Source organism: Exobacillus caeni, assembly GCF_005747095.1.
In the GTDB taxonomy this organism is placed as follows: Bacteria; Bacillota; Bacilli; order Bacillales; family Guptibacillaceae; genus Exobacillus; species Exobacillus caeni.
On record NZ_SWLG01000020.1, the window covers coordinates 34,939 to 61,699 of the forward strand.

General features: G+C 42.3%; 26 protein-coding genes, 1 rRNA gene and 2 other annotated features. All 27 genes read right to left on the reverse strand.

The window, feature by feature from the left end; all coding sequences use genetic code 11:
* Window positions 1-14: 14 nt before the first annotated feature.
* The 27 genes from rpoB to rrf all read right to left on the reverse strand — a co-directional run bounded on the left by rpoB (window position 15) and on the right by rrf (window position 26,759).
* Window positions 15-3,557, reverse strand: a complete 3,543-nt coding sequence (rpoB, locus tag FCL54_RS20105) for a DNA-directed RNA polymerase subunit beta (protein WP_138128809.1) — start codon at window positions 3,555-3,557, stop codon at window positions 15-17.
* 321 nt (window positions 3,558-3,878) lie between these two features.
* A complete protein-coding gene (locus tag FCL54_RS20110) occupies window positions 3,879-4,487 on the reverse strand; it encodes a class I SAM-dependent methyltransferase (RefSeq protein ID WP_138128811.1) in 609 nt (202 codons plus the stop codon).
* 153 nt (window positions 4,488-4,640) lie between these two features.
* Window positions 4,641-5,003 carry a 50S ribosomal protein L7/L12 gene (gene rplL / locus FCL54_RS20115; protein ID WP_138128813.1) on the reverse strand — a complete coding sequence of 121 codons (363 nt, stop codon included), beginning with the start codon at window positions 5,001-5,003 and terminating at the stop codon, window positions 4,641-4,643.
* Between the two features lie 73 nt (window positions 5,004-5,076).
* Window positions 5,077-5,577: a 50S ribosomal protein L10 gene (gene rplJ, locus FCL54_RS20120; RefSeq protein ID WP_138128815.1), complete on the reverse strand. Its 501-nt coding sequence runs from the start codon at window positions 5,575-5,577 to the stop codon at window positions 5,077-5,079.
* 34 nt (window positions 5,578-5,611) lie between these two features.
* Window positions 5,612-5,748 (reverse strand) — a sequence feature (ribosomal protein L10 leader region).
* A gap of 56 nt (window positions 5,749-5,804) precedes the next feature.
* Window positions 5,805-6,497: a 50S ribosomal protein L1 gene (gene rplA / locus FCL54_RS20125; protein ID WP_138128816.1), complete on the reverse strand. Its 693-nt coding sequence runs from the start codon at window positions 6,495-6,497 to the stop codon at window positions 5,805-5,807.
* A gap of 141 nt (window positions 6,498-6,638) precedes the next feature.
* Window positions 6,639-7,064: a 50S ribosomal protein L11 gene (gene rplK / locus FCL54_RS20130; RefSeq protein WP_138128818.1), complete on the reverse strand. Its 426-nt coding sequence runs from the start codon at window positions 7,062-7,064 to the stop codon at window positions 6,639-6,641.
* 159 nt (window positions 7,065-7,223) lie between these two features.
* A complete protein-coding gene (nusG, locus tag FCL54_RS20135) occupies window positions 7,224-7,757 on the reverse strand; it encodes a transcription termination/antitermination protein NusG (protein ID WP_138128820.1) in 534 nt (177 codons plus the stop codon).
* Window positions 7,758-7,838: 81 nt separating this feature from the next.
* Window positions 7,839-8,033 carry a preprotein translocase subunit SecE gene (gene secE / locus FCL54_RS20140; protein WP_138128822.1) on the reverse strand — a complete coding sequence of 65 codons (195 nt, stop codon included), beginning with the start codon at window positions 8,031-8,033 and terminating at the stop codon, window positions 7,839-7,841.
* A 73-nt stretch (window positions 8,034-8,106) separates the two neighbouring features.
* Window positions 8,107-8,256, reverse strand: a complete 150-nt coding sequence (rpmG, locus tag FCL54_RS20145) for a 50S ribosomal protein L33 (protein ID WP_138128824.1) — start codon at window positions 8,254-8,256, stop codon at window positions 8,107-8,109.
* 182 nt (window positions 8,257-8,438) lie between these two features.
* Entirely contained in the window at window positions 8,439-9,113 is a 675-nt protein-coding gene (gene sigH / locus FCL54_RS20150; protein WP_246055367.1) for an RNA polymerase sporulation sigma factor SigH, read from the reverse strand.
* 71 nt (window positions 9,114-9,184) lie between these two features.
* Window positions 9,185-9,694 (reverse strand): NYN domain-containing protein, encoded by a 510-nt coding sequence (locus FCL54_RS20155; protein ID WP_138128826.1) that lies wholly within the window; start codon window positions 9,692-9,694, stop codon window positions 9,185-9,187.
* 6 nt (window positions 9,695-9,700) lie between these two features.
* A complete protein-coding gene (rlmB, locus tag FCL54_RS20160) occupies window positions 9,701-10,447 on the reverse strand; it encodes a 23S rRNA (guanosine(2251)-2'-O)-methyltransferase RlmB (RefSeq protein ID WP_138128828.1) in 747 nt (248 codons plus the stop codon).
* The gene (locus tag FCL54_RS20165; protein WP_138128830.1) at window positions 10,444-10,872 is read right to left on the reverse strand and encodes a Mini-ribonuclease 3; all 429 of its coding nucleotides are present in this window, start codon (window positions 10,870-10,872) and stop codon (window positions 10,444-10,446) included. Before FCL54_RS20165 ends, rlmB begins: the two co-directional genes overlap by 4 nt.
* Window positions 10,869-12,269 (reverse strand): cysteine--tRNA ligase, encoded by a 1,401-nt coding sequence (cysS, locus tag FCL54_RS20170; protein WP_138128832.1) that lies wholly within the window; start codon window positions 12,267-12,269, stop codon window positions 10,869-10,871. Before cysS ends, FCL54_RS20165 begins: the two co-directional genes overlap by 4 nt.
* 119 nt (window positions 12,270-12,388) lie before the next feature.
* Window positions 12,389-13,033: a serine O-acetyltransferase gene (gene cysE / locus FCL54_RS20175; protein ID WP_138128834.1), complete on the reverse strand. Its 645-nt coding sequence runs from the start codon at window positions 13,031-13,033 to the stop codon at window positions 12,389-12,391.
* Window positions 13,034-13,115: 82 nt separating this feature from the next.
* Window positions 13,116-13,328 (reverse strand) — a binding site (T-box leader).
* Window positions 13,329-13,368: 40 nt separating this feature from the next.
* Window positions 13,369-14,841, reverse strand: a complete 1,473-nt coding sequence (gene gltX / locus FCL54_RS20180) for a glutamate--tRNA ligase (protein WP_138128836.1) — start codon at window positions 14,839-14,841, stop codon at window positions 13,369-13,371.
* Window positions 14,842-14,919: 78 nt separating this feature from the next.
* Window positions 14,920-15,396, reverse strand: coding sequence for a 2-C-methyl-D-erythritol 2,4-cyclodiphosphate synthase (gene ispF, locus FCL54_RS20185; protein ID WP_138128838.1), 477 nt, complete (start codon window positions 15,394-15,396; stop codon window positions 14,920-14,922).
* The gene (gene ispD / locus FCL54_RS20190) at window positions 15,393-16,085 is read right to left on the reverse strand and encodes a 2-C-methyl-D-erythritol 4-phosphate cytidylyltransferase (RefSeq protein WP_246055370.1); all 693 of its coding nucleotides are present in this window, start codon (window positions 16,083-16,085) and stop codon (window positions 15,393-15,395) included. Before ispD ends, ispF begins: the two co-directional genes overlap by 4 nt.
* A 42-nt stretch (window positions 16,086-16,127) precedes the next feature.
* The gene (locus tag FCL54_RS20195; RefSeq protein ID WP_138128859.1) at window positions 16,128-17,225 is read right to left on the reverse strand and encodes a PIN/TRAM domain-containing protein; all 1,098 of its coding nucleotides are present in this window, start codon (window positions 17,223-17,225) and stop codon (window positions 16,128-16,130) included.
* Between the two features lie 279 nt (window positions 17,226-17,504).
* Complete coding sequence (disA, locus tag FCL54_RS20200) at window positions 17,505-18,569, reverse strand: DNA integrity scanning diadenylate cyclase DisA (RefSeq protein ID WP_138128841.1); 1,065 nt, start codon at window positions 18,567-18,569, stop codon at window positions 17,505-17,507.
* A 2-nt stretch (window positions 18,570-18,571) separates the two neighbouring features.
* Window positions 18,572-19,945, reverse strand: a complete 1,374-nt coding sequence (radA, locus tag FCL54_RS20205; RefSeq protein ID WP_138128843.1) for a DNA repair protein RadA — start codon at window positions 19,943-19,945, stop codon at window positions 18,572-18,574.
* 272 nt (window positions 19,946-20,217) lie between these two features.
* The gene (gene clpC, locus FCL54_RS20210) at window positions 20,218-22,659 is read right to left on the reverse strand and encodes an ATP-dependent protease ATP-binding subunit ClpC (protein WP_138128845.1); all 2,442 of its coding nucleotides are present in this window, start codon (window positions 22,657-22,659) and stop codon (window positions 20,218-20,220) included.
* 16 nt (window positions 22,660-22,675) lie between these two features.
* Window positions 22,676-23,746 carry a protein-arginine kinase McsB gene (mcsB, locus tag FCL54_RS20215; RefSeq protein WP_138128847.1) on the reverse strand — a complete coding sequence of 357 codons (1,071 nt, stop codon included), beginning with the start codon at window positions 23,744-23,746 and terminating at the stop codon, window positions 22,676-22,678.
* Window positions 23,746-24,282, reverse strand: a complete 537-nt coding sequence (mcsA, locus tag FCL54_RS20220; RefSeq protein ID WP_138128849.1) for a protein-arginine kinase activator protein McsA — start codon at window positions 24,280-24,282, stop codon at window positions 23,746-23,748. The genes mcsB and mcsA overlap by 1 nt, the downstream gene beginning before the upstream one ends.
* Before the next feature lie 48 nt (window positions 24,283-24,330).
* Window positions 24,331-24,795, reverse strand: coding sequence for a CtsR family transcriptional regulator (locus tag FCL54_RS20225; protein ID WP_138128851.1), 465 nt, complete (start codon window positions 24,793-24,795; stop codon window positions 24,331-24,333).
* A gap of 137 nt (window positions 24,796-24,932) precedes the next feature.
* Window positions 24,933-25,625, reverse strand: coding sequence for an MgtC/SapB family protein (locus FCL54_RS20230; protein ID WP_138128861.1), 693 nt, complete (start codon window positions 25,623-25,625; stop codon window positions 24,933-24,935).
* A gap of 1,017 nt (window positions 25,626-26,642) precedes the next feature.
* A 5S ribosomal RNA gene (rrf, locus tag FCL54_RS20235) occupies window positions 26,643-26,759 on the reverse strand.
* Window positions 26,760-26,761: the final 2 nt, after the last annotated feature.

The window sequence follows — 26,761 nt, forward strand, 5'->3', positions numbered from 1 at the left end:
TTCAGGTTTTACCCTTACTCACTAGCCTGGTTTGATCCAACGTTAAGGTTTAGCTTTTCGTTGGTTTGTTCTTCTTCATCATCAAGTTCTTTCATTTCGATCTCTTCTTCATCAATCGTTAACATCTTGACGTCCATACCAAGGCTCTGAAGTTCCTTGATCAATACTTTAAAGGATTCAGGGATGCCTGGCTCTGGTACGTTTTCGCCTTTAACAATCGACTCATATGTTTTCACACGGCCTACAACGTCATCCGACTTAACTGTCAGGATTTCCTGCAACGTGTATGCAGCACCGTAAGCTTCAAGGGCCCATACCTCCATCTCACCGAAACGCTGACCACCGAATTGAGCTTTACCTCCAAGTGGCTGCTGGGTAACGAGTGAGTATGGCCCAGTTGAACGAGCATGCAGTTTATCATCTACCATGTGGGCAAGTTTAATCATATACATGACGCCGACAGAGACTCGGTTGTCGAACGGGTCACCTGTTCTGCCATCATATAGGACCGTTTTTCCATCACGGGGAAGTCCTGCTTCTTCAAGCGTAGACCAAACATCCTCTTCACGGGCACCATCGAATACCGGTGTTGCCATATGGATGCCAAGCTGGCGGGCAGCCATTCCAAGATGCAACTCAAGCACCTGTCCGATGTTCATACGGGAAGGTACACCCAGTGGATTCAACATGATGTCGATCGGTGTGCCATCCGGCAAGTACGGCATATCTTCTTCAGGAAGAATCCTTGAGATAACACCTTTGTTACCGTGACGGCCAGCCATTTTATCCCCTTCGTGTATTTTACGTTTTTGAACGATATACACACGAACAAGCTGGTTCACGCCAGGAGGCAGCTCATCGCCGTCTTCACGGTTGAAGATTTTCACATCAAGGACGATTCCGTCTCCACCGTGAGGAACTCTAAGTGAAGTATCACGTACTTCACGTGCTTTTTCGCCGAAGATCGCATGCAATAGACGTTCTTCCGCTGTAAGCTCTGTTACACCTTTAGGCGTTACTTTACCTACTAGAATATCACCGTCTTTTACTTCTGCACCAACCCGGATAATTCCACGTTCGTTAAGATTGCGAAGCGCATCTTCCCCAACGTTCGGAATATCGCGAGTGATTTCTTCAGGTCCAAGCTTTGTATCACGTGCTTCAGATTCATACTCTTCAATATGGATCGAAGTATACACATCGTCTTTTACAAGGCGCTCGCTCATGATAACGGCATCCTCATAGTTATAGCCGTCCCATGTCATAAAGCCAACAAGTACGTTACGGCCAAGAGCAAGTTCAGCATCTTCCATCGAAGGACCGTCTGCAAGAACTTCACCTTTGACAACTCTGTTACCGGCACTAACGATCGGCTTCTGGTTATAACAGGTTCCCTGGTTGGAACGGATGAACTTAAGGAGTTTGTATTTATCAAGTTCTCCCTTTGTTTCATTGCCGTCAATTTCGGAAACGCGTCGAACATGGACTTCAGCAGCAGAAACAAATTCCACTATTCCTGGGTGTTTACAGATAACAGCTGCCCCGGAATCTTTTCCGTTCACATACTCCATGCCGGTACCGATGATCGGAGCCTCAGGAACCATCAACGGCACAGCCTGACGCTGCATGTTCGCACCCATCAACGCACGGTTGGAGTCATCGTTTTCCAGGAACGGAATACAAGCAGTTGCAGCAGATACTACCTGCTTAGGAGATACGTCCATATAGTCGATCTTTTCACGTTTTACCACGATGTTCTGATCACGGAAACGCGCGATTACTTCATCATCAAGGAACGAACCGTCTTCTCCAAGCTTTGCATTCGCCTGGGCAACAACATAGTTGTCCTGTTCATCTGCTGTCAAATAATCGATTTGAGCCGTAACTTTTCCTGTTTCAGGATCCACACGACGATATGGCGTTTCGATAAACCCAAACTCATTCACTCTTGCATAAGAAGAAAGCGAGTTGATCAAACCGATGTTTGGTCCCTCTGGCGTTTCGATCGGACACATGCGGCCATAGTGGGAATAGTGAACGTCACGTACTTCAAAACCAGCGCGTTCACGCGTTAAACCACCTGGTCCCAACGCAGATAGACGACGTTTATGCGTTAATTCTGCTAGCGGGTTTGTTTGGTCCATAAATTGGGACAATTGAGAGCTTCCAAAGAACTCTTTCATCGATGCGATTACAGGTCTGATATTAATCAGTGCTTGAGGTGTAATCACATTCGTATCCTGTATCGACATTCTTTCACGTACAACACGTTCCATTCTGGATAATCCGATCCGGAATTGGTTCTGCAGAAGTTCTCCGACAGAACGCAAGCGTCGGTTTCCAAGATGGTCAATATCATCTGTATCTCCTACCTGGTGAAGGAGGTTAAAGAAGTAGTTGATTGCAGAGACGATGTCAGCGGGAGTGATGTTTTTAATCTTTTTCTCAATTCCGCCGTTTCCGATAACATTTATGACACGTTCACCCTCAGGATCATCCGGTGCATAAATTTTAATGGATTGCAGAACAACTTCATCATCCTGTACTACTCCACCAACAGGAGAGACTTCACGGAAACCAACGTTAGTCTCTAATGCAGGCAAGATCTTATCCAGCATACGACGGTCAAGTACAGTTCCTTCTTCTGCCAGCACTTCACCTGTTTCAGGGTCTACAAGCGTTTCAGCTAACCGCTGGTTAAACAGACGATTTTTTATATGCAGCTTTTTATTGATTTTATAACGACCTACGTTTGCCAGGTCATACCGTTTCGGATCAAAGAAACGAGAATCAAGCAAACTTTTAGCATTATCGACTGTAGGTGGTTCACCCGGTCGTAAGCGTTCATAGATTTCAAGGAGAGCTTTGTCGGTACCGTCCGTATTATCTTTATCAAGCGTATTACGAAGGTACTCGTCTTCACCAAGCAAATCGATGATTTCTTGATCAGACCCAAACCCCAATGCTCTTAACAAGACTGTGATCGGTAGCTTTCTTGTACGATCAATCCGTACATACACAACATCTTTAGCATCGGTTTCAAACTCTAACCATGCACCTCGGTTTGGAATTACAGTAGCTGTAAAACCTTTCTTCCCGTTTTTATCGATCTTTTCACTAAAGTACACACTTGGCGAACGAACAAGCTGGGAAACGATTACCCGTTCTGCCCCGTTAATGATGAACGTTCCTGTGTCAGTCATTAATGGGAAATCTCCCATAAATACTTCTTGTTCTTTTACTTCACCAGTCTCCTTGTTGATTAGTCGGACCTTCACACGAAGTGGAGCAGAAAATGTAGCATCCCGCTCTTTCGATTCCTCAACAGGGTACTTTGGTTCACCCAGACTATAATCCACAAACTCTAGTACCAGGTTACCGGTGAAATCTTCGATGGGTGAAATGTCCTCGAACATTTCTTTTAATCCCTCATCAAGAAACCATTGATAAGAAGAGGTCTGAATCTCGATCAAGTTTGGTAGATCCAAAACTTCTTTGATCCGAGCATAACTTCTTCTTTGACGGTGGCGTCCATACTGAACTAGTTGGCCTGTCAAATGATTCACCCCTCAAATCCAGCGTAGTATTTTTACTGTCCAACTGATTCAATTCTGAATCTATCGTTAGACAAAAAAGAAAAAGGGCACAAAAAATCCATTTCCCTTATCCATTATCGATTATATTAGTTTTCCCAAACGCTTCAAGTTTTATACTTCCATCCCTCAAATATCAAGCGCTGGAAAATCCATCATTGGCATTTTACTATATTAGCATAGCCAAAAAGTCAAGTCAATCTTTAAATATTGAATTCTACCACAAAAGCATAACATTCGTAAATAAGATTAAAAGAATTTTCTTTGAATAGTATTTAAATGAGTTTATCTTTCCTGTTTTACTGCTTTTAAAATATAGTAGCCTTTGCTCTTTTGAACTATTTTTACAGTTTCAAAAGATTCTTCGAGTTTCTTGATGGCTGATGGGGCACCCTGTTTCTTTTGGATGACGACCCAGAGTTCTCCTCCCGGCTTTAGGACTTGAAAGGATTGTTCAAAAATATCATGCACAACATCCTTCCCCGCCCGAATCGGAGGATTCGTCAGCACCGCAGCAAAATGATGGTCTTTAAGTGTTTCCAGCCTATCGCTTTGCATAATCGATACATTTTCGATGTTATTCTTATGGGCGTTTTGGCGGGCAAGTTCGACAGCGCGTTCATTGATGTCAACCATCGATACTTTTCTTGCAGGTTCGCTTGCTGCAACCGTCAATCCGATCGGTCCATAGCCGCAGCCTACATCAAGAACATCACCTTCAAGATCAGGAAACTCAAATACTTCTACAAGCAGCCTTGTCCCAAAGTCCACATTATCTTTGGAGAATACTCCTCGATCAGTAGTAAATGTTAGGGAACGCCCTCTAAGATTGCTTTTAATTGTTTGAGGCTCACTCTTTACCCGGGGCTTTTCTGAATAGTAATGCTCTCCCATCCCACTCCCCCACTTCTATTACTCATTTAAATTACAAAAACTAGCAAGAGAATCAAACATCCGTTACTTATTTTAGCCATCCATGATCTTCACTAACCATAAGAAATAAAAAAGCCCGCTTATAAAGCGAGCTTTTTTAGGTAATCGGTGAGATTACTTAAGTTCAACAGATGCTCCAGCTTCTTCAAGCTTAGCTTTCATTTCTTCAGCGTCTTCTTTCGAAATCGCTTCTTTAACTGTGCTAGGAGCTCCATCAACTAGTTCTTTAGCTTCTTTCAAGCCAAGACCAGTGATTTCACGTACTGCTTTGATAACTTTAATTTTGCTGCTTCCAGCGCTTTCTAGAACTACGTCGAATTCAGTTTGCTCTTCAGCTGCTTCAGCACCAGCTCCGCCACCAACAGCTACTGGAGCTGCTGCAGTAACACCAAATTCTTCTTCGATTGCTTTAACAAGGTCGTTTAATTCTAAAACTGTCATTTCTTTAATCGCGTCAATGATTTGCTCTTTACTCATGAGTAAATCCTCCTTAAATTTTGTTTGTTTATTTTTTCGTTCTTATATTGCCAGGCTGCAAGGGAAAACCCGCTTATGCGCCCTGTTCTTCTTTTTGATCTGCAACAGCTTTTGTTGCAAGCGCAAAGTTGCGCATAGGTGCTTGAAGCACGCTGAGTAGCATGGAAAGAAGTCCGTCGCGGGATGGTAGTTCCGCAAGTTCCTTGATCTTTTCCAATTCTACGATGTTTCCTTCGATCACACCTGTTTTGATTTCAAGTGCTTCGTGATCCTTCGAAAAATTATTCAAGATCTTCGCTGGCGCTACAACGTCTTCGTTACTGAAAGCGATCGCTGTTGGTCCAACAAGGTGATCGTTCAATCCAGTAAGTTCTAACTCTGCAGCAGCTCGGCGTGTCATTGTGTTTTTGTAAACTTTGAAATCTACGCCTGCTTCACGTAATTGTTTACGTAATTCAGTAACTTCTGCTACGTCCAATCCGCGATAATCAACAAGGATAGTTGACTGGCTCGCGCGGAACTTATCAGTGATTTCAGAGACTACATGCTTTTTTTGTTCAATCGCACTGCTCATTGTTCCACCTCCTACAGTATTTTAAGCCATACCGCATGGCATTAAAAAAGCCTTCACGTCACGTAGACATGAAGGCATAGATATCCGAATCAAAATCGATTATCTTAACACCTCGGTAGGAAATTAAGCCTTGTAAGCACCTACTGTCTACGGTATAGAAATTATTAACTAATTAAATCACAATAGCTAGTATATTGAAATTTATATTAAATGTCAACTGCCAATTTTTAGCGGTAAGAACCAGCGTTAACTTTCACCCCAGGACCCATCGTTGACGCAACTGCAATATTCTTAAGGTAAGTACCTTTTGCTGCAGCAGGCTTCACTTTAACAAGTGTTTCGACGATAGTCTCAAGGTTTTCTACTAGTTTGTCCGAATCAAAAGAAACTTTTCCGATTGGCACGTGGATGTTTCCAGAACGGTCGACGCGGTATTCTACTTTACCTGCTTTAATTTCGTTAACAGCTTTTTCCACTTCAAATGTTACTGTGCCAGTTTTAGGGTTAGGCATTAATCCTTTTGGTCCTAAAACGCGCCCAAGCTTACCAACTTCACCCATCATGTCAGGTGTCGCAACGATCACATCAAAATCAAACCAACCCTGGTTAATTTTGTTGATGTACTCTTGATCACCAACGAAGTCTGCGCCTGCAGCTTCAGCTTCTTTTGCTTTTTCACCCTTCGCGAAAACAAGCACACGTTGAGTTTTACCAGTACCGTGCGGAAGCACAACAGCTCCACGTACTTGCTGGTCGTTTTTCTTAGGGTCTACCCCAAGACGAACTGCAGCTTCTACAGTTTCATCGAATTTCGCAACAGAAGTTTTCTTTACTAGTTCGATCGCTTCTGTAGCTTCGTATAATTTTTGACGGTCTACTTGTTTTAGAGCATCCTGGTATTTTTTACCTCTAACTGCCATTTTAAATTTCCTCCTTTTGTGGTTTAGCGGATTAACCTCCCACTAGTACGACGGAGCCGAGTTATCCCAACTCCATAATAAAGGTTGCGAACCTTTTAAAGGCAGGGTCTGCCCCCTTTAATCGCAACCTTCAATAAGTTATTAGTCTTCGATAACGATTCCCATGCTGCGCGCAGTACCTTCAACCATACGCATTGCAGCTTCAACGTCAGCAGCGTTAAGATCTGGCATTTTAGTTTCAGCGATCTCACGCACTTTATCACGTTTAACAGTTGCAACTTTGTTACGGTTCGGCTCACCAGAACCAGATTCGATACCAGCTGCTTTCTTAAGCAACACTGCTGCTGGTGGAGTTTTGGTGATGAATGTAAATGAACGGTCTTCAAAAACCGTGATTTCAACTGGGATAATCATACCAGCTTGATCTGATGTACGAGCGTTGAACTCTTTACAGAAACCCATGATGTTAACACCTGCTTGACCTAATGCTGGTCCTACTGGCGGTGCTGGGTTCGCTTTACCAGCTGGGATTTGCAATTTTACTACTTTAATTACCTTTTTAGCCACGCGACACACCTCCTTAAGTCCGTGATGTGGTATTTGGGCTTACACCCTCCCACCCATGTTTACTTGTATATCAAGTAAAACGTCTCTATTTAATGATAGAAGACTTATCAAACATTAAGATTCTATCATTAATTTTTTCGTTTTTCAAGACCTTATCGTTTAGATCTTTTCAACCTGCGTAAAGTTTAGCTCCACAGGAGTTTCACGGCCAAACATGTTGACGTGAACTTTCACTTTTTGTTTGTCCGCATCGATCTCTTCCACAGAACCAACAAAATCAGCAAAAGGTCCTTCTTTAACCTTTACTTTTTCTTTTAGCTCAAAGTCTACATCGGCCTTCGGTTCTTTCATGCCCATTTGCTTCAAAATGTTCTCCACTTCTTCAGGAAGCAAAGGAGTCGGTTTAGAACCAGCGCCCGTTGAGCCAACGAAGCCGGTAACACCAGGCGTATTGCGCACTACATACCAGGAATCGTCAGTCATGACCATTTCCGCAAGCACATAGCCAGGAAACACTTTTTTCATAAGTGTTTTCTTTTTGCCATTTTTTATTTCTGTTTCTTCTTCAACAGGTACGAGAACTCTAAAAATCTTGTCCGTCATCCCCATTGATTCCACACGTTTTTCTAGATTGGCTTTTACCTTATTCTCATATCCAGAATAAGTATGAACAACGTACCATCTTTTTTCCATATATTCAGGACGGCTTTGTCCTTCCCTCCCCAGCTGATTTACTCTATCATTCTAACCGTTTCAGCTAGAATTTATAACGGACTAACCTAAAATTACACGAATTAATGAAGAGATACCCTCATCGATCAACGCAAAGAACACTGCTACAAAGATAACAGTAGATAACGTGATGATCGTATAGCGTACCAATTCTTTTCTAGTAGGCCAGCTTACTCGCTTCATTTCTTTTGCTACATTGCGAAAGAAACTTCCAGAACGTTCAAAAAAACTTGCCATTGATGCAACCCCCATTTTATATCACAGGTTCTCCCCTGCAGCCTTTTAGTTATAACGGCATTCTAACTGCCTTTTACTTTGTTTCACGGTGAATGGTGTGCTCATTGCAGTATTTGCAATACTTTTTCACTTCAATGCGATCAGGGCTAGATTGCTTGTTTTTCATCGATGTATAATTGCGGCGATTGCATTTGGTGCATGCCAGAATAACTTTATTTCGCATTGTGACACCTTCCCCAAACAAGGCAAAAAACCTTTTAATTTGACATTCGTACTTTTAACACTTTATCACAGCCCGTTTTCTTGTGTCAATAAAGCCTGAAACGTGTCATATTAACTGGCGCAGCTACTTTTACTAAAAAGCAAAAGAAAAACAGGGAACTTCCCTGTTAAAGCTTGTCCTGTCTATAAACTTACTTCCCTTAACTCCAGGTACCGCTCAAGCTTCCTTTTTACCCGTTGAAGGGCGTTATCAATAGATTTCACATGGCGATTCAGGTCTAGAGAAATCTCCTGGTAAGAGCGGCCATCTAGATAAAGCATTAGCACTTTCCGTTCTAAATCGCTTAAAATTTCAGACATTTTAATTTCGATGTCATCAAACTCTTCCTGGTTAATGATTAATTCTTCAGGGTCGGTTACCTTTGTCCCGCAAATAACATCTAGTAAAGTTCGATCGGATTCTTCATCATAAATTGGTTTATCGAGAGAGACATACGAGTTGAGCGGAATATGTTTTTGTCTTGTGGCTGTTTTAATAGCGGTGATCATTTGCCTGGTGATACAAAGCTCAGCAAACGCTTTGAAGGAGGAAAACTTGTCTCCTTTAAAATCCCTGATCGCCTTGTAAAGGCCTATCATACCTTCTTGAATAATATCTTCACGGTCAGCGCCAATTAAAAAATATGACCTTGCCTTTGCCCGTACAAAATTTTTATATTTATTAATCAAGTATTCCAGGGCTGTGCTGTTGCCATCATGAACCATAGTAACAAGAATTTCATCGTCATGAAGATCAAATTCTACCTGATCCTGTTCTTTTAAATCAACTGTGCTCTCCTTGAGGTCTAGAATGCTCACTATGCGTTCCCCCCGACCAGTAGCTAAATATAGCAATATTATACAGCACCTTTTAAAAGAGCGTCAACACGTCAACGGTCTCCTCGACGCCATTTTTCAAAAATTTCAGCAATTTCTTCCGGGATGGCTATTCGTGTAGAAGGGTTTTTACGATTATTTTTTTTTACCTTTTTTTCTATCCCTTTTTCGATCTTTTCCATTTCCAGAAGAAGTTCCCTCGCCGAAATTCTTAGAGCTCCCTGGCCAAAAATGGCCCATTGTTCCGTATAATCAGACGTTGCAACGTAAATCTTTGTTTTAACGTTTTTCAGTTCCCTTGCTAGCTTTTCAATCCGTTCGTCCGCTGTTTCATTTTCCCTTGTGTAAATAACCTCTACGCGATAATGGCGATGCTTCTTTTCCACTCCCCTGACAAGATGGGCGTCAAAAACAACTATCACCCTGTAACCTGTATAGGCTTGATACTCCGCCATCTTTTCAATCAACAGATCCCTTGCTTTCGCAAAGTCATTGTCCTTTAACCGCCGCAGGGTAGGCCAGGCACCAATGATGTTGTAACCATCAACAATAAGTACATCCATCGGCCGTTATTCCCCGAGCGGGTTGCGTTTGCGAAAAACCTCGTACATCATAAGCCCTGCTGCGACTGATGCATTTAAAGAAGTTACTTTTCCTGCCATCGGCATTTTTACAAGGAAGTCACACTTTTCCTTGACCAGCCTGCCGATTCCTTTCCCTTCACTTCCTATGACGAGCCCTATTCCCATGTTGTAATCAGCTTCCCTGAAATCCTGATTCGCCTTTGCATCTGTTCCTACAAACCAAATTCCGCGGTCTTTTAATTCATCCATCGTTCTAGCGATATTGGTTACCCTTACGACAGGAATATATTCGATAGCTCCTGTTGAAGCCTTTGCAACGGTTGCGGTTAGACCTACTGCTCTTCGCTTTGGAATGATAATCCCGTGTGCGCCAGCTGAATCTGCTGTTCTTAAAATGGAGCCAAGGTTGTGCGGGTCTTCTATTTCATCAAGAACGATGAAAAACGGCGGTTGTCCGGATTTCTCCGCTTTTGCAAATAAATCATCAATTTCCGCATATTCATAAGCTGCTATCGCCGCAATTACACCCTGGTGATTAGATGTGTCCGCCAGCTGATCCAGTTTCTTTTTCGGGACAAACTGAACCAGCACATTGCTTTGTTTTGCTTTATCGATTATGTGCTGGACCTGTCCGCCTTTGGATCCTTCATTGATCCATATCTTATTAATTTCATGGCCAGATCGTAAAGCTTCAAGAACAGGGTTACGTCCGACGATCATTTCCTTATTCATTCGATTTCACTCCTTTCTTTCATCGGTTGTTCAACAAATGCAAACATCTTGTCCATCATTTCATCGACGCGCTCATCATTTCCGCTTAAGTACAGGTATCCGATCAATGCTTCTAATGCCGTTGAATGCCGGTATGTTTGAACATCAGTATTCTTCGGTATGGTACCTGATTTTGCATTCCGCCCTCGCTTTATAACAGCCATTTCTTCATCGGCAAACGTCTCATGTTCCATCAGGTGATGAAGAAAAGAAGCCTGTGCTCTAGCTGAGACATAGTTTGTTGCAGTACGGTGTAGTTTATGAGGCCGCACATTCCCTAGCTGCAATAAATGCAGGCGTACATGGGATTCCATGATGGCGTCTCCCATGTATGCCAGTGCAAGCGCGTTTAATTGTTTAACATCCTTATGGCGCATCGCGATCATTTCCTTTTCCAGCGAACGCCCTGCGGTGTATCTTCAAGAATGATATTCTTCTCTTTAAGCAGGTCTCGGATTTCATCAGCACGAGCAAAGTTTCGGGATTTTCTTGCCTCGTTTCGTTCTTCGATCAACTGTTCTATTTCACCATCAAGAAGCTCTTTTTCTTCCATCAGATCAAGGCCAAGGACAGAAGCAATCTCTTCAAAAGTCTGGATGAACAGTTCAAGAATTTCTTTTGAGCTATTTGGTTCCTGCAAGTAAAGGTTAGCTTCTTTGGTTAGCTCAAAAAGGATGGAAATAGCATTTGCAGTATTAAAATCGTCATCCATTTCTGTGATAAACCGCTTTTTATAGTTTGCCAGCGTTTCTTTCCAGCTATCGATATCTTCACTTAGATCTGCACTGTTTGCAAGACGGTGGTGCAGGTTTTCAAAGGTTGCCTTGATTCGTTCCAGCCCGGTTTTTGCACTTTCGAGCAGTTCGTCACTAAAGTTAATCGGATTCCGGTAATGAACCGACAACATGAAGAAACGGATTACTTCAGGATCCTGGTTTTTTATCATATCGTGTACAAGTACAAAGTTTCCAAGCGACTTAGACATCTTTTCATTGTTGATATTGATATATCCATTATGAAGCCAGTAATTGGCAAACGTTTTGCCGGTCAATGCTTCTGATTGGGCAACTTCATTTTCATGATGTGGAAACGCAAGGTCACGCCCGCCAGCATGGATATCAATCGTGTCACCAAGATACTTCTGGGCCATGGCAGAGCACTCGATATGCCAGCCAGGACGTCCGGGGCCCCACGGGCTTTCCCAGTAAGGCTCTCCCGGCTTCGCAGCTTTCCAGAGCGCAAAGTCGAGCGGGTTTTGCTTTTTTTCTCCAACTTCAATCCTTGCCCCGCTCCTGAGTTCGTCCACCGATTGATGGGAGAGCTTTCCGTACCCTTCAAACTCCCTTGTTTTGAAATAAACATCTCCTTCAGCTTCATATGCGTATCCTTTCTCAATAAGAGCTGAGACAAAATCGATGATTTCTTGTATATTCTCGGTTACTCGCGGATGGCATGTTGCTTCCATCACACCCAGAGCTTTTACATCTTCATGATATGCAGCGATAAATTTATTGGCGATTTCAGGGGCCGTTTCTCCAAGTTCGTTCGCAGCTTTTATGATTTTGTCATCGACGTCCGTGAAATTTGAAACATAGTTAACCTCGTATCCGCGGTATTCAAAATAACGCCGTACCACATCAAATACAATCGGCGGCCTGGCGTTCCCAATGTGGATATAGTTATAGACAGTCGGTCCGCAGACATACATTCTTACCTTTCCTTCTTCTATCGGCTTAAACAATTCTTTTTGCCTTGTTAACGTGTTATATAGATGAATCGCCATTCTTTTCACTCCTTTTCCAGAAACTTGTTCTATTGTTTTTATATAGTTTTTTTTTCATAAAAATTGATACCAAAACAGGAATGACTGAGAGCATAAGCTTCAGCTTCCATCGTGTTCCACTATCCAGAGCGCTTCTTCAAACGATCAAGCTCCTCTTGTAGCTCTTTCACCTGCTGTCCAAGCTGTTCAAGCCTCTCCGCAACCGGATCCGGCATATTCTGATGATTCAGGTCCCGCTTCACTTTCTTTCCGTTCTGGATTACAATCTTACCCGGTATGCCGACAACCGTAGAATTATCCGGCACATCCTGCAGTACTACTGAGCCTGCTCCTACCTTTGAATTTTCCCCAATCGTGATAGAGCCTAACACTTTAGCGCCTGTTGCTACAAGAGAGTTATCCTTTAAAGTCGGATGTCGCTTCCCTTTCTCTTTTCCTGTTCCTCCGAGAGTAACTCCCTGGTACAGGGTAACATTATCACCAATTTCGCAAGTTTCCCCAATGACAACACCCATCCCGTGGTCGATGAAGCATCGCCGGCCAATCTTAGCGCCGGGATGTATTTCAATCCCTGTAAAAAAGCGGCTGATCTGGGAAATGGAACGGGCCAAAAAGAAAAACTTACGCTTCCAGAAAGCGTGGGCAAGCCGATGTGACCAAATCGCATGAAGTCCTGCATATGTCAGAATCACTTCAAAATAGCTTCGGGCAGCAGGGTCCTGGTCAAAAACAACTTCAATATCTTCCCGCAACGTTTTAAACATCTTCTCCCCCTCCTTTTATAAATGCACTGGCTTTTCTTGCGTTTCTGTTTCGAAAAATAAAAACGCCCCTGTGTGATGATCACACAGAGACGTTGCAAAACGTGGTTCCACTCTGTTTCAGGCATAAAGCCTCTCCAGGACCAGTTAACGGTGGTCAGTCGCTTTTATCTACTGTAATTTCGATAAAAGGCTCCGAGGTGCATTTCAAGCAGCCGTTTCCTAAACCGCTCCCAGCCTATGGCGGTTCTCTCTGAAAGAAATATGCAGCCTTACTTCTCCTCATCAAAGCTTTTTCATATACCTATATCTATTATAAATCAGATAAAGTGTTCCTATTAATTATTTTTCAGTGTGTGCAATACATTTTCTAAGCGGGCGATAATCGTTTCTTTGCCAAGCAGGGAGATAGACTGAGGAAGCTCCGGTCCGTGTGTTTGCCCGGTTGTAGCGACTCGGATCGGCATGAATAACTTCTTCCCCTTATGCCCTGTTTCTTTCTGAACAGCTTTGATCGTAGCTTTAATTTCATCCGGTTCAAACGATTCCATCTCTTTTACTTTTCCAAGGAAGCTTTCCATCACTTCAGGAACCTGTTCTTCATTCAGTACCTGTTGCGCCTCTTCATCGTACTCAATCGTTGTCTTAAAAAACATATCGGTAAGCTCAACAATTTCCTTCCCATACTGAAGCTGCTCATGGTAAAGAGAAATCAATTCCCTTGCCCATTCCTGTTGATCACTGTTCATATTCTCAGGAAGTCTTCCCGCCTCAACAAGATGAGGAAGGGTAAGGTTAACAACTCTATCAAAGTCAGCTTTTTTAATATACTGGTTATTGATCCATTTTAACTTTTGAGGATCGAATACAGCAGGCGAAGTAGACAGTCGTTCAGGATCAAAGATTTCAATGAGTTCTTCTTTCGTAAACAGTTCTTCTTCCCCTTTTGGAGACCAGCCTAACAGGGTAATAAAGTTAAACAATGCTTCCGGGAGATATCCAAGATCTTTATACTGCTCAATAAATTGAACGATCGATTCGTCACGCTTACTAAGTTTTTTTCGATTTTCGTTAACGATTAATGTCATATGGCCAAACTTAGGAGGTTCCCAATCAAAACTCTCATATACCATCAGTTGTTTAGGAGTGTTTGAAATATGGTCATCTCCACGAAGCACATGTGTGATCGCCATTAAATGATCGTCAACCGCTACCGCAAAGTTATACGTAGGGATGCCATCTTTTTTCACAATCACCCAGTCGCCGAAGCCATTAGAATCAAACGTAACGCGTTCTTTTACGATGTCATCAAACACATACGTTTTATCTGATGGTACAGCAAACCGAATGCTTGGCGTTCTGCCCTCTTCTTCGTACTTTTTCCGCTGCTCATCTGAAAGGTGGCGGCATTTGCCTGAATACCGCGGCATCTGGCCTTTAGCCTGCTGTTCTTCTCTTTCCTTTTCAAGCTCCTCTTCCGTACAATAGCACTTGTATGCCAGGCCACGATCAAGAAGATCTTCATAGTACTTTTTATAAATATCAATACGTTCCATTTGTCGATAAGGCCCGTATTCGCCTTCTTTATCGATGCTTTCATCCCAGTCGATTCCAAGCCATTTCAAATAGTTGAGCTGGTTAAGCTCTCCACCCTCAACGTTTCGCTTTTGGTCTGTATCCTCGATACGAATGACAAATTTCCCGTTTTGATTACGGGCAAACAGATAGTTAAATAATGCTGTCCTTGCGTTTCCTATATGTAAATGTCCTGTAGGACTTGGTGCATACCGAACCCTTACTTCATTTCCCATAATTTTCACCACCACTTAAAAATCGATTTTGAACCGTTTTCTCGCATTCTTATTTTATCACTATTAAAATACCATCGGTCAAGTTTTCTGTATTAAAATAACTGCTTGAGCCGCTATTCCTTCTTCACGTCCAGTGAATCCCAGCTTTTCAGATGTTGTAGCTTTTACGTTAACGTTAAAAACTTCTGATTCTAAAAGGCCGGCTACTGTCTCTTGTATTTGCCGAATATACGGGGCCATCTTTGGCCTCTGGGCAATCACTGTACAATCGACATTTCCGAGCTCATACCCTCGATCTTTAACGAGCTTCCAGACTGAGCTGAGGAGTTTTTTTGAATCTGCATCTTTATAAGCTTCATCCGTATCAGGAAAATGTTTCCCTATATCTCCTTCCCCAATCGCCCCCAGTGCCGCATCTGCAATGGCATGAAGCAGAACGTCAGCATCCGAGTGGCCTAACAGCCCTTTTTCATGCGGTATTTCCACTCCGCCAATAATACAGGGCCTGCCTTCTGCAAGCTGGTGTACGTCAAAACCCTGTCCTACTCTTATCACTTAAATCCCTCATTTCGTTCCTCGATAATCGCTTTTGCAAATAACAAATCTTCCGGTGTTGTCAGTTTAATGTTTCGGTAATCGCCCATAACGATCGAAACAGCATGTCCTATCTGTTCAACAAGGCTCGCATCATCTGTACCAAGGATGCGTTTTTCCTCCGCCTGTTTATGTGCCTTTAAAATAAGAGGAAGACGAAAAGCTTGTGGGGTCTGGACTGCCCACAAGCTAGAGCGCTCAACCGTTTCAACGATTGTCTCATCTTCCACTTTTTTTACGGTATCTTTAATCGGGACCGCTACAACGGCCGCCCCGGTATCAGAAGCTTTTACTGTTACATCCCTGATTTGTTCATGTTTGATAAAAGGCCTTGCACCATCATGGATCAGGACGATCTGCTCCCGTTTAACTGCTTTAAGCCCTTCATAAACACTATGCTGCCGTTCCTTTCCGCCGCATACGATAGAAGACACTTTATCAATTTTATATTCGTTCATTAATCCAGTAAGATCTTCCAGTTCATTCTGATTGGCAACAAGAACGATCTCAGAACATGATGCATCTGATTGAAAAACAGATAGGGTATGAATGATAATCGGTTTATGCTCCAATTTAATAAATTGTTTATTCTTTCCTGCATTCATTCTTTTGCCCTGTCCGGCAGCAGGAATTACAACTGTGTAATTCACTATCATTCCCCCATAAAGCTCTTAAAAACCTGTCGTTTTTCTCTATAGTGCTTTTTCCAGCAGCTTAGGTTTAGCAAAAATCATCCGTCCTGCAGATGTTTGAAGCACACTTGTAACCAGTACATCGATTGTTTTGCCAATATAATCGCGGCCATCTTCCACAACGATCATCGTGCCATCATCGAGATATGCAACACCCTGATTGTATTCCTTGCCATCCTTAATCACTTGAACATTCAGTTCCTCTCCTGGAAGAACAACCGGTTTAACAGCATTTGCAAGGTCATTGATGTTCAATACAGGCACATTTTGCAATTCGCACACTTTGTTCAGGTTAAAGTCGTTTGTAACAACCATCCCTGAAAGAAGTTTTGCAAGCTTTACAAGCTTACTGTCGACTTCCTGGATTTCTTCAAAGTCTCCCTCATAAATCTCTACATTTACTGCAAGTTCTTTTTGAATCTTGTTTAGAATATCCAGCCCTCTTCTTCCCCTGTTCCGTTTGAGAACATCTGAAGAGTCTGCGATATGCTGGAGTTCTTCTAAGACAAAATGCGGAATAACAAGGGTCCCTTCGAGAAACCCAGTCTGGCATATGTCTGCGATACGGCCATCGATAATCACACTTGTATCAAGGATTTTTAGCTTTGATATACTTGGCGATGACTCTGTATCATCAAGATCTTTTTTCTTATCCTTTGAACGGTTGACCGAAAATAAACTGATCAGTTCATCCCGTTTTTTAAATCCAACCTGAAACCCGAGGTAACCCAGCAGCACAGAAATAAAAATCGGAAGCACGCTGCTGATAACAGGTATTTTAATTTCATTTAAAGAACCATTAATTAAAAATGCAACTATAAGTCCGAATACCAATCCTAACGTACCAAAAATAACATCTGTTACCGGCGCTTTTACGACCTTTTCCTCTACAAGGCGAATAAGTCCAACAATATAATCTGTAATCCAAAACGTGGCAAGGAAAAATAAAATCGCTCCTATGACTGCACCAGCATACGAATTAGTAAATACAGGGGGCAATGCACCCATATTTAATAAACGGATAAGATCAGGAATATACAGTAATCCTAACGTGCCGCCAAGAATAACAAAAAATAATTGAACTACCCATTTGATCATTGACACGTTCCACCTCCTTTTTATCATTATAAACAGATAAAAAAATTTGAAACCTGTTTTCAAAATAAATTCAATAATATCATGTTATTTCCTTTTCTTTCTTTTCCTAAACCTAAAATTATTCTCTATACTTGTACGATGGACGGGTAAAAAATGTTTCAAAATCCATACTGTTTTTTCTGTTAGATAAGTGAGCTGGAATTATTCTTAGCGTAGCACAGGGTATGTGTATTGTCTATTTATAATCAAGTAAAACCTTTATATGATAGGCTTTTTGAATCAAATATGCCTATCGACAAACAACTGTTCCTGGATCCTTTTTAAACCGTCTTTTATAATTCTTGCACGGATCTCTCCTATACCATCAACTGCATCGAGTTCTTCAATAGAAGCTGAAGCTATATTGTTTAAATTGCCAAACTCGCTGACAAGGTTCTCGATGATCATCGATGGCACACGAGGTATTTTGTAAAGAATGCGATATCCTCTAGGAGGCATCGTTTCGGTCGGGGGCTCATGATAGCCTAACAACCTGATAATGTTATTTTCTTCAAGAAGTTCATCACTGGAAAGTTTTTTAAGCTGTTTAAGGACATCTTTAGGATTGCTGTTCTTTACCTTTGTATAATCTTTGATCAGCCTTGTGGCTTCTTCTTCGATATTGGTAACAAGCTCCTCCATCTGCATGCTTATTAATCGTCCTTCTGTTCCGAGTTCATTAATATAGTTTAATATTTCGTGTTTTATCCTCATCACCATTTCAATGCGGTGGATGACCTGGGCAACCTCATGCAAAGTGACCAGCTCTTCAAATTCGAGGGCGCCGAGATCTGTAATCCCCTGGTCAAGCACCGACTTATACTTTTCAAGGGTTTGCATCGCCTGGTTTGCCTTTGTCAAAATCACGCCGATTTCTTTTAAGGAATAACGAATATTCCCCTGATACAACGTTATTACATTTCTACGTTGTGAAATAGAAATAACCAGGTTTCCTGTTTGCTTTGCTACCCTTTCTGCAGTTCGGTGTCGTATTCCTGTTTCAGATGAAGGGATAGAAGTTTCCGGGATCAGCTGCGTGTTTGCATATAAGATCTTAGACCCATCTTTATTTAAAATTATTGCTCCGTCCATTTTTGCTAGCTCATATAAATAGGCAGGCGTAAATTTGCAGTCAATCGAAAATCCTCCGTCTACGATCCCCTGGATTTTTTCATCATAGCCAACAACGATCAGCCCTCCTGTGTTTGCGCGCAGGATATTATCGATCCCATGCCTTAACATAGTACCTGGAGCCACAATTTGCAGAATTCCATTAATGATTTCTTGCTTTTTCTCTTGATTCATTTCTAGCCTCCTAAAGCATAATCTAATGCTTCTGATACTGTTTCGACTCCGATAACTTTAATTCCCTTCGGCACTTCCCAGCCCCCGATATTTTTTTGAGGGATTATTGCTCTTTCAAAGCCCAGTTTTGCTGCTTCAAGTATTCGCTGCTCGATTCGGGAAACCCTTCTCACTTCACCTGTTAGGCCGATCTCACCGATCATAATATCTGTTGGCCTCGTAACTTGATCGCGAAAGCTTGAAGCTATAGATATTGCAATCGCAAGATCGATCGCCGGTTCATCTACACGCACCCCTCCGGCAACATTCAAGTAAGCATCCTGGTTCTGCAAGAGTAGCCCAACTCTTTTTTCTAACACTGCCATTAATAAAGATACGCGATTTTGATCGATCCCTGTCGCCATTCTTCGAGGGTTTCCAAAGCTTGTCGGTGAAATTAGCGCCTGTATTTCTACAAGGACTGTCCGCGTTCCTTCAAGGGAAGCAACGACTGTGGATCCGGCAGCTCCCTGTGAACGTTCTTCGAGAAAAATTTCCGATGGGTTCAATACTTCATCAAGCCCTTTTTCTTTCATCTCAAACACGCCGATTTCATTCGTAGAACCGAAGCGGTTTTTTACCCCCCGTAAAATACGAAAGGTATGATGCCGTTCTCCCTCAAAATAAAGGACTGCATCTACCATGTGCTCCAATAATCTAGGTCCGGCAATGGAGCCTTCTTTTGTCACATGGCCAACAATGAAGATTGCGATCCCTTTTGTTTTGGCTACTCTCATTAATTGGGACGTGCTCTCCCTTACCTGGGAAACACTTCCCGGTGCAGAGGTAACTTCCGAACGGTAGACGGTTTGAATGGAATCAATAATGACCAGATCGGGAGAAACATCTTCAATCGCTTTATTAATATACTCTAAATCTGTTTCTGCTAATACATAGAGCTTCTCTGCATTGATATCAAGTCGGTCAGCCCTTATTTTTGTTTGCTTGACAGATTCTTCCCCTGAAATGTAAAGAACTTTATGGCCAGCTTCTGCCAGCTTAGAAGATGTTTGCAGCAATAGGGTGGATTTACCTATCCCCGGGTCACCGCCTACGAGAACAAGAGAACCAGGGACGATTCCACCGCCAAGAACTCGATTTAGCTCCTGTATTCTTGTATTGATTCTTGGCTCTATTTCCTTCTCAACGTTTTGGATGGATTCCGGCCTGCTCCCTTTAGAATCAGAGGATGTTACGAACCTTCTTCTATCATCATCCGATGGAAGAAACTCCTCTACCAGCGTATTCCACTGGTGGCATCCGGGGCATTTCCCCATCCATTTAGGAGATTCATAACCACATTCCTGACATATGAATCTTGTTTTTTTCTTTGCCATTTCATCACGCTCTCTCTTATATATATTGCCTGTTAGACGATTGCATAAGCATTAATTTTTCCCCTATTTACAATGGTTATTTATATATTATGCGAACATCTCTTCTTATTTTCTATCATAACATAATGTTTTGCTATCAATTTAGAAGGAATATTTTGGACTTAAAAAACGACAAAATACCACCTCTGCTCCATTAATATCAAAACTGTTCGATTTTATCACAAAACAACCGGAAGGCAATTACGCCTTCCGGTTATTAAAGCAGATTCGACTTAAGATTTTGTCGCTGACAATGAGTCTACCACATAATCATTATCTCTATAATCGATTCTTACTTTTTGGCCTTTAGAGATATTACCTTTCAGCAATTCTTCTGAAAGCCGGTCTTCAATTTGTTTCTGCAGCGCACGGCGCAGCGGACGGGCACCATAGTCTGGATCGTAACCTTCTTCAGAGATTTTCTCCAGTGCCTCACTTGTAAGTTCAAACTCGATGCCATGTTCAACAAGACGTTGTTTTAAACTATCTGCCATGAGCTGAACAATTTCTTTGAGATGTTTTTTCTCAAGGGAATGGAAGACAATGATCTCATCGATACGGTTTAAGAACTCAGGACGGAATGTTTTCTTCAGTTCTTCCATTACTTTGTCTTTCATATCTTTATATTCCTGGCCTTCGGATTGGGTAGTGAAGCCAAGATACTTGTTACGCTTTAACGTGCTTGCTCCAACGTTTGATGTCATGATTACGACAGTGTTGCGGAAGTCCACTACACGCCCTTTGGAATCAGTCAAGCGCCCATCCTCAAGAACTTGAAGCAAAATGTTGAAAACATCAGGATGTGCTTTTTCAATCTCATCCAAAAGGATAACTGAGTATGGCTTTCTCCTTACTTTCTCGGTTAATTGGCCACCCTCTTCATATCCTACGTATCCTGGAGGTGAACCTACAAGCCGTGACGTTGCATGTTTTTCCATATACTCAGACATGTCGATGCGAATAACAGAATCTTCATCCCCAAATAGGGTTTCTGCAACAGCACGGGCAAGTTCTGTTTTACCTACCCCGGTCGGTCCGAGGAAGATGAAGGAACCGATCGGACGTTTAGGGTCCTTTAACCCTGCCCGGGCACGGCGAACGGCTTTAGAGATGGCTTTTACTGCTTCTTCCTGACCGATAACCCGGTTATGAAGGATTTCTTCCATCTTAAGCAAACGTTCTGTTTCTTCTTCTTCCAATTTCGAAACCGGAACACCAGTCCAGTTCGACACCACGATCGCGATGTCTTCCGGTGTTACTTCCTGGTTCTCTTTGCCCTGTTTTTCTTTCCATGCCTTCTTAGTCTGTTCTAAATCTTCACGAAGGCGTTGTTCGGAATCCCTTAACGAAGCTGCCTTTTCGAACTCCTGGCTTTGTACTGCAGCATCTTTCTCTTTTCTAACTTCTTCAAGCTGTTTATCAAGCTCTTTAAGATTCGGTGGCGCTGTATAAGAACGAAGGCGAACCTTAGAAGCTGCTTCGTCGATCAAATCGATCGCTTTATCTGGTAAAAAGCGGTCAGTAATATAACGGTCTGAAAGTTTAACCGCTGCGTCGATCGCTTCATCGGTAATCGTTACACGGTGATGCGCTTCATAACGGTCACGCAATCCTTTTAAAATCATTTTTGATTCCACATCAGTCGGTTCATTAACCTGGATCGGCTGGAATCGACGCTCAAGAGCAGCGTCCTTTTCAATGTACTTGCGGTATTCATCGAGTGTAGTAGCACCGATACACTGTAGTTCACCACGAGCGAGTGCAGGTTTAAGGATGTTAGATGCATCGATCGCTCCTTCTGCACCCCCGGCTCCAATCAAGGTGTGCAGCTCATCAATAAACAGGATAATGTTCCCGGCCTGGCGAATTTCATCCATTACTTTCTTCAAACGATCCTCAAATTCACCACGATACTTTGTACCGGCTACAACCGTCCCCATATCAAGGGTCATCACTCGTTTATCCCTTAGAATCTCTGGAACCTCATTATTTATAATCTGTTGTGCGAGGCCTTCGGCAATCGCTGTCTTACCGACGCCCGGCTCACCGATTAGCACTGGATTGTTTTTAGTGCGTCGACTCAACACTTCAATAACACGCTCGATTTCTTTGCTTCTTCCGATTACTGGATCAAGGCCGTTATCTCTTGCCATAGCTGTTAAGTCTCTTGCAAGGCTGTCAAGGGTCGGCGTGTTAGCACTGGATCCTCCGCCACTATGATGAGAAGAGGAAGATGTTTCGTTGCTTCCGAGTAACTGAAGGACTTGCTGACGCGCTTTGTTGAGACTCACGCCAAGGTTATTTAAAACTCTTGCAGCAACACCCTCTCCCTCTCTAATAAGGCCTAATAAGATATGTTCCGTGCCTACATAGGAGTGGCTCAACTTGCGTGCTTCATCCATCGAAAGTTCAATAACCTTCTTAGCCCTTGGTGTATAGTGAATCGTTTGAACCGATTCCTGCCCGCGTCCAATCAGCTTTTCTACTTCCTTTTGAATTTTTTCTGAACCAAGGCCGAGTGCAGTAAGCGCCTTAGCTGCAATTCCTTCTCCTTCGCGGATTAGCCCAAGAAGGATGTGTTCTGTACCGACATTATTATGGCCTAAGCGAATTGCTTCTTCCTGCGCAAGAGCTAAAACTTTTTGAGCACGCTCTGTAAAACGTCCAAACATCATAAAAATCAGCCTCCTATTAATTGTTATGTTCTAGCTTTAATCTTTCACGAATTAATGCAGCCCGTCGAATATCTCTTTCATTTGGACCAAGCGTATCGCCTGCATATTGCTGCAGAAATCCTGGTTGAGTAAGTATCATCAGTTCATTTAATATATTCCTGGAAAAGCCATTGATCAATCCAAGATCTATACCCAAACGAACATCGGATAAGCATTTAGAAGCTTCCTTTGACTGTATGATCCTGCTGTTCTCAAGAACTCCAAAGGAACGATAGATTCTGTCCTCAAGTTCTATTCGCGAGTGATCAAGAAGTGAGTTTCTTGCAGCTCTTTCTTGCTCGATTAGCTGTGCGACCACTCCTCTTAACTCTTCTACGATATCTTCTTCTGATTTCCCGAGGGTTATCTGATTTGATATCTGAAAAATATTCCCCAGTGCTTCGCTTCCTTCCCCATAAATACCTCTGACAACGAGGCCCAACTGGTTGATCGCCGGAATAATCCGGTTCAAGCGCTGGGTCATCACAAGAGCAGGAAGGTGCATCATGACAGATGCTCTCATGCCTGTTCCCACATTTGTAGGACAACTTGTTAAATATCCTCTTTTTTCATCGAACGCATATTTTACTTTTTCTTCGATCCAATCATCAATTGCATTGGCGGAGTCCAGCGCTTTTTCCAGCTGAAAGCCAGGTGATAAGCATTGTATCCTTAGATGATCTTCTTCATTTACCATTATACTTATTGATTCATCATTACTTAAAAGAACAGCACCATGATTTGAGTAATCCGTTAAGTTAGGGCTTATGAGATGTTTTTCAACTAAAACCTGTTTCTCAGTTGATTTTAACTCATCCATCGCAATGTATTCTAGCGGATCTACTCCTTCAGGCGAATCGCCGGCTGTTTTTTCCTTCAATTCATTTAAAACGTGACTGGCAGTCTCCAGTGAAGCAACAACAGGAAAAATGTATTGTTCAAGGTTTCTTGCCAACCTTATCCTGCTGCTAAGAACGATATCTGAATCAGGGCCTTCTTCTGTCATCCACGGACTGATCGCATCCGTAACAAAACGTTCCAGGGACATTATTCCTCTCCCCCTTTTTCAGAACGGCTCTCCAATGCACGAATCTTGTCTCGAACCTCAGCAGCACGCTCAAATTCCTGCTCTGTTATTAATTCTTGCAATTCATCCTTCAATGTTTTAATTTTTCTTTTTAGTTCTATTTCACTTCCTGCACGCTTTGGTATTTTTCCAGCATGGGTTGTGTTGCCTCCATGGACCCTTTTCAAAATCGGGTCCAGCTTTTGGTTAAATGTATTGTAGCATTCAGAACAACCGAACCTGCCTATCTTAGTAAACCTCTCATAAGTCATTCCGCATTTCGGGCACTGAAGCCCACCGGGATTATAGAAAGGATGCCCTGTACTTTCTTCTAAAGGCTTTTCATAATTTAACAAGCCAGACAACAGGTTATGGATTGAGAAACTATTAGTGCCAGGGAAAAATTCTCCTTTATCTTTTGCACATACCTCACAAATATGGATCTCGTTCTTTTCGCCATTTATTATTTTAGTAAAGTGGAGCGTTGCCGGCCTTTGATGGCATTCCTGGCATTCCATTTGGTCATTCCTCCTTACTCCCTCACTAATAGGTATCCTTACAACAATCTATTTCTTATATTTCAAAGAGGTGAGCATTGCTTTCAGCATATTTGCCCGAAGCTCATCTCGTAAAGGCAAATCAATAGTAATAATAGTGCGATCAATTACGCTTAACATTAACGTCGCTTCCCTTTTAGAAATCACTTCTTCTTCGAATAAACGCTTGATAATATTTTCAGCGACCGATTGGCTTATTTTAGAACGGATATGGGAAAGCATTTCATCGATCAGGTGGGCGTGAGAATCAGCTTTAACTTTTACAATTCTGATATAGCCCCCTCCTCCCCTTTTACTTTCCACAACATATCCCTTTTCAATCGTAAAACGAGTATTGATTACATAGTTGATTTGTGAGGGTACACACTGAAATCTTTCAGCTACTTCACTTCGCTTGATTTCTACTGTATCTCTTCCTTCAATCGTTAAAATCTGTTTTAAGTACGCTTCGATTACATCGGAAATATTTCTCAATCCCTCTCCCCTCCTCTCCAACCTCTTCTGACTTTGACTATCTTTGACTTTATGAATATTATAAAACGGAATGAAGGGAGAATGCAACAACATTGCAGCGCATTCTCCTTAAACCATTGTTACCAAATTCTTAATTTTCATTCCCTCGCTTCGATTCTTTTCACATCTTGTATTTCTTTTAGTTCTTCAAGAACAAGTGGCATTGAGACAGCTTCAGGTATTTTTACAAGCAAAGAGAATTTTCTCATATTTTCATCTTTCTTTTCTTCTTCATCTATGTTCATTTGGCTCACCTTAAGGCCTTTTTCTTCAACTTTATCGATTATTCTGCTTAATGAAGTTTTTTTATTTACATATAAATAAATCCATTGCTGTTGATTCGATTTAAAAAGCGTACCCTCGATCTTATTTAAGAAGACAAGGCTTAATATGACAATAACGGTAGTTAAAACTGCTTCAGCATACATGCCGGCTCCGACCACCAGCCCGATCCCCGCAACAATCCAAATGGATGCTGCAGTTGTCAATCCTCTTACAGTCCCTCCGTTTACCAGAATAGTTCCTGCTCCCAAAAATCCGATTCCACTTACCACATACGATGGAATACGAGCCGGATCAAACCGGACATTGGCATGTTCTTCACTATATGTAATGAAGCCATATAAGGAAAGTAACATCATCAAACATGACCCAACACCAACCAATATGTGGGTTCTGAATCCTGCCGGATGCTTTTTTACTTCTCTCTCTAATCCGATGATGCCGCTAAGAATCGCAGCAATGAATATTCTTAAAGTCATTATTAAGAAATCATCGTGGAATAATTGCATCAAGAAATTCAAAAGCTTACTCCCTCCATTTCCTACTTTTATACCCCATTTGCCTGGTTGCATAACTTGTTATTTACTATTATTTTTATGATAAATTACAGTATAGATGAAAGTTATATTTTAGCAAAGTGAAAGCGTGGTAATTTTGGAAATGTCTTGGAGGCTCGGATTGCAACTTTAACTACAGATCGGTGGTTTGAGGTGCAAGGAGTGGCAGTATTGGAAGTGATTGGGAAAGTGGAATTGCGGAGGGAGAGGATCAGCCGGAAACCCTGCGAAAGAGGTCATATGGTTCGCTATTTTGGTATTTTGGAGCAGTTTTAAGAATTATAGGACATCTGTTCCTCTATTTGCTGAAATTGGAATGGGAACGGGGGAAATTGAGGCAAATAGCGGAACAGATGACCTCAAATAACTTCTCCCTCAGCTGTTCTTACATTCGCCCGGCGATATCCTACTCTTACAGGGGGAGATTCCCCAATCGGAACCCCTCTTTTAGATGAAATAAGGGATCAGATGACCTATAATGTTTGGCCATACAAAAAAAGAACACCGGACGTGCGGCTTTCCCGCATCCGGCTTTCTTTTCGTTAGTTCCCCATAACCAGGAGTGAGAAGGCTGATTTCACTCACTAACTAGGAACGATTGGTGAGAAGGTCTACCAACGCCATCCTGACCCTAATCACGTCAGTGAGTCCTGTAGGTCTTTTCCCTTTTATTGTTTTCCCACAGAATATGCAAAAACGCATAGGTTTCCTCGTTTTTAGGGCGAGTCACCCAGCACTGCCGCCACCTCTGGTTCACACATTGTTCCGGGCTGGACTTTGCCTGCAGGCCTTTCAGATTCTTTTTCGCAAAAGACACCCTGCCAGTCCTTCTCCATTGGAGCGAGGACTTCTACTTCGGCTACAGCACTATAAAGGGTAAAGTTACTGAGTGGATTTAAACCACTTAGACTGTGTGACTGCGGGGCACACCAAAAAAAGAACAGCTCCCTCAGCTGTTCTTTCCTTAATGCCCGGCGACGTCCTACTCTTACAGGGGGAGATCCCCCAATTACCATCGGCGCTGAAGAGCTTAACTTCCGTGTTCGGCATGGGAACGGGTGTGGCCTCTTCGCCATCATTACCGGACT

Bases quoted from the DNA above. Each gene is read 5' to 3' on its own strand.
- FCL54_RS20110 (WP_138128811.1), bottom strand. From the start codon at position 4,487: ATGGGAGAGCATTACTATTCAGAAAAGCCCCGGGTAAAGAGTGAGCCT.
- rplL (WP_138128813.1), bottom strand. From the start codon at position 5,003: ATGAGTAAAGAGCAAATCATTGACGCGATTAAAGAAATGACAGTTTTA.
- rplJ (WP_138128815.1), bottom strand. From the start codon at position 5,577: ATGAGCAGTGCGATTGAACAAAAAAAGCATGTAGTCTCTGAAATCACT.
- rplA (WP_138128816.1), bottom strand. From the start codon at position 6,497: ATGGCAGTTAGAGGTAAAAAATACCAGGATGCTCTAAAACAAGTAGAC.
- nusG (WP_138128820.1), bottom strand. From the start codon at position 7,757: ATGGAAAAAAGATGGTACGTTGTTCATACTTATTCTGGATATGAGAAT.
- secE (WP_138128822.1), bottom strand. From the start codon at position 8,033: ATGGCAAGTTTTTTTGAACGTTCTGGAAGTTTCTTTCGCAATGTAGCA.
- rpmG (WP_138128824.1), bottom strand. From the start codon at position 8,256: ATGCGAAATAAAGTTATTCTGGCATGCACCAAATGCAATCGCCGCAAT.
- FCL54_RS20155 (WP_138128826.1), bottom strand. From the start codon at position 9,694: ATGGATGTACTTATTGTTGATGGTTACAACATCATTGGTGCCTGGCCT.
- rlmB (WP_138128828.1), bottom strand. From the start codon at position 10,447: ATGAATAAGGAAATGATCGTCGGACGTAACCCTGTTCTTGAAGCTTTA.
- FCL54_RS20165 (WP_138128830.1), bottom strand. From the start codon at position 10,872: ATGATCGCGATGCGCCATAAGGATGTTAAACAATTAAACGCGCTTGCA.
- cysS (WP_138128832.1), bottom strand. From the start codon at position 12,269: ATGGCGATTCATCTATATAACACGTTAACAAGGCAAAAAGAATTGTTT.
- cysE (WP_138128834.1), bottom strand. From the start codon at position 13,033: ATGTTTAAAACGTTGCGGGAAGATATTGAAGTTGTTTTTGACCAGGAC.
- gltX (WP_138128836.1), bottom strand. From the start codon at position 14,841: ATGGGAAATGAAGTAAGGGTTCGGTATGCACCAAGTCCTACAGGACAT.
- FCL54_RS20195 (WP_138128859.1), bottom strand. From the start codon at position 17,225: ATGATCAAATGGGTAGTTCAATTATTTTTTGTTATTCTTGGCGGCACG.
- disA (WP_138128841.1), bottom strand. From the start codon at position 18,569: ATGAATCAAGAGAAAAAGCAAGAAATCATTAATGGAATTCTGCAAATT.
- radA (WP_138128843.1), bottom strand. From the start codon at position 19,945: ATGGCAAAGAAAAAAACAAGATTCATATGTCAGGAATGTGGTTATGAA.
- clpC (WP_138128845.1), bottom strand. From the start codon at position 22,659: ATGATGTTTGGACGTTTTACAGAGCGTGCTCAAAAAGTTTTAGCTCTT.
- mcsB (WP_138128847.1), bottom strand. From the start codon at position 23,746: ATGTCCCTGGAACGTTTTGTTACGGATGCGATCAGTCCGTGGATGACA.
- mcsA (WP_138128849.1), bottom strand. From the start codon at position 24,282: ATGGAATGCCAGGAATGCCATCAAAGGCCGGCAACGCTCCACTTTACT.
- FCL54_RS20230 (WP_138128861.1), bottom strand. From the start codon at position 25,625: ATGCAATTATTCCACGATGATTTCTTAATAATGACTTTAAGAATATTC.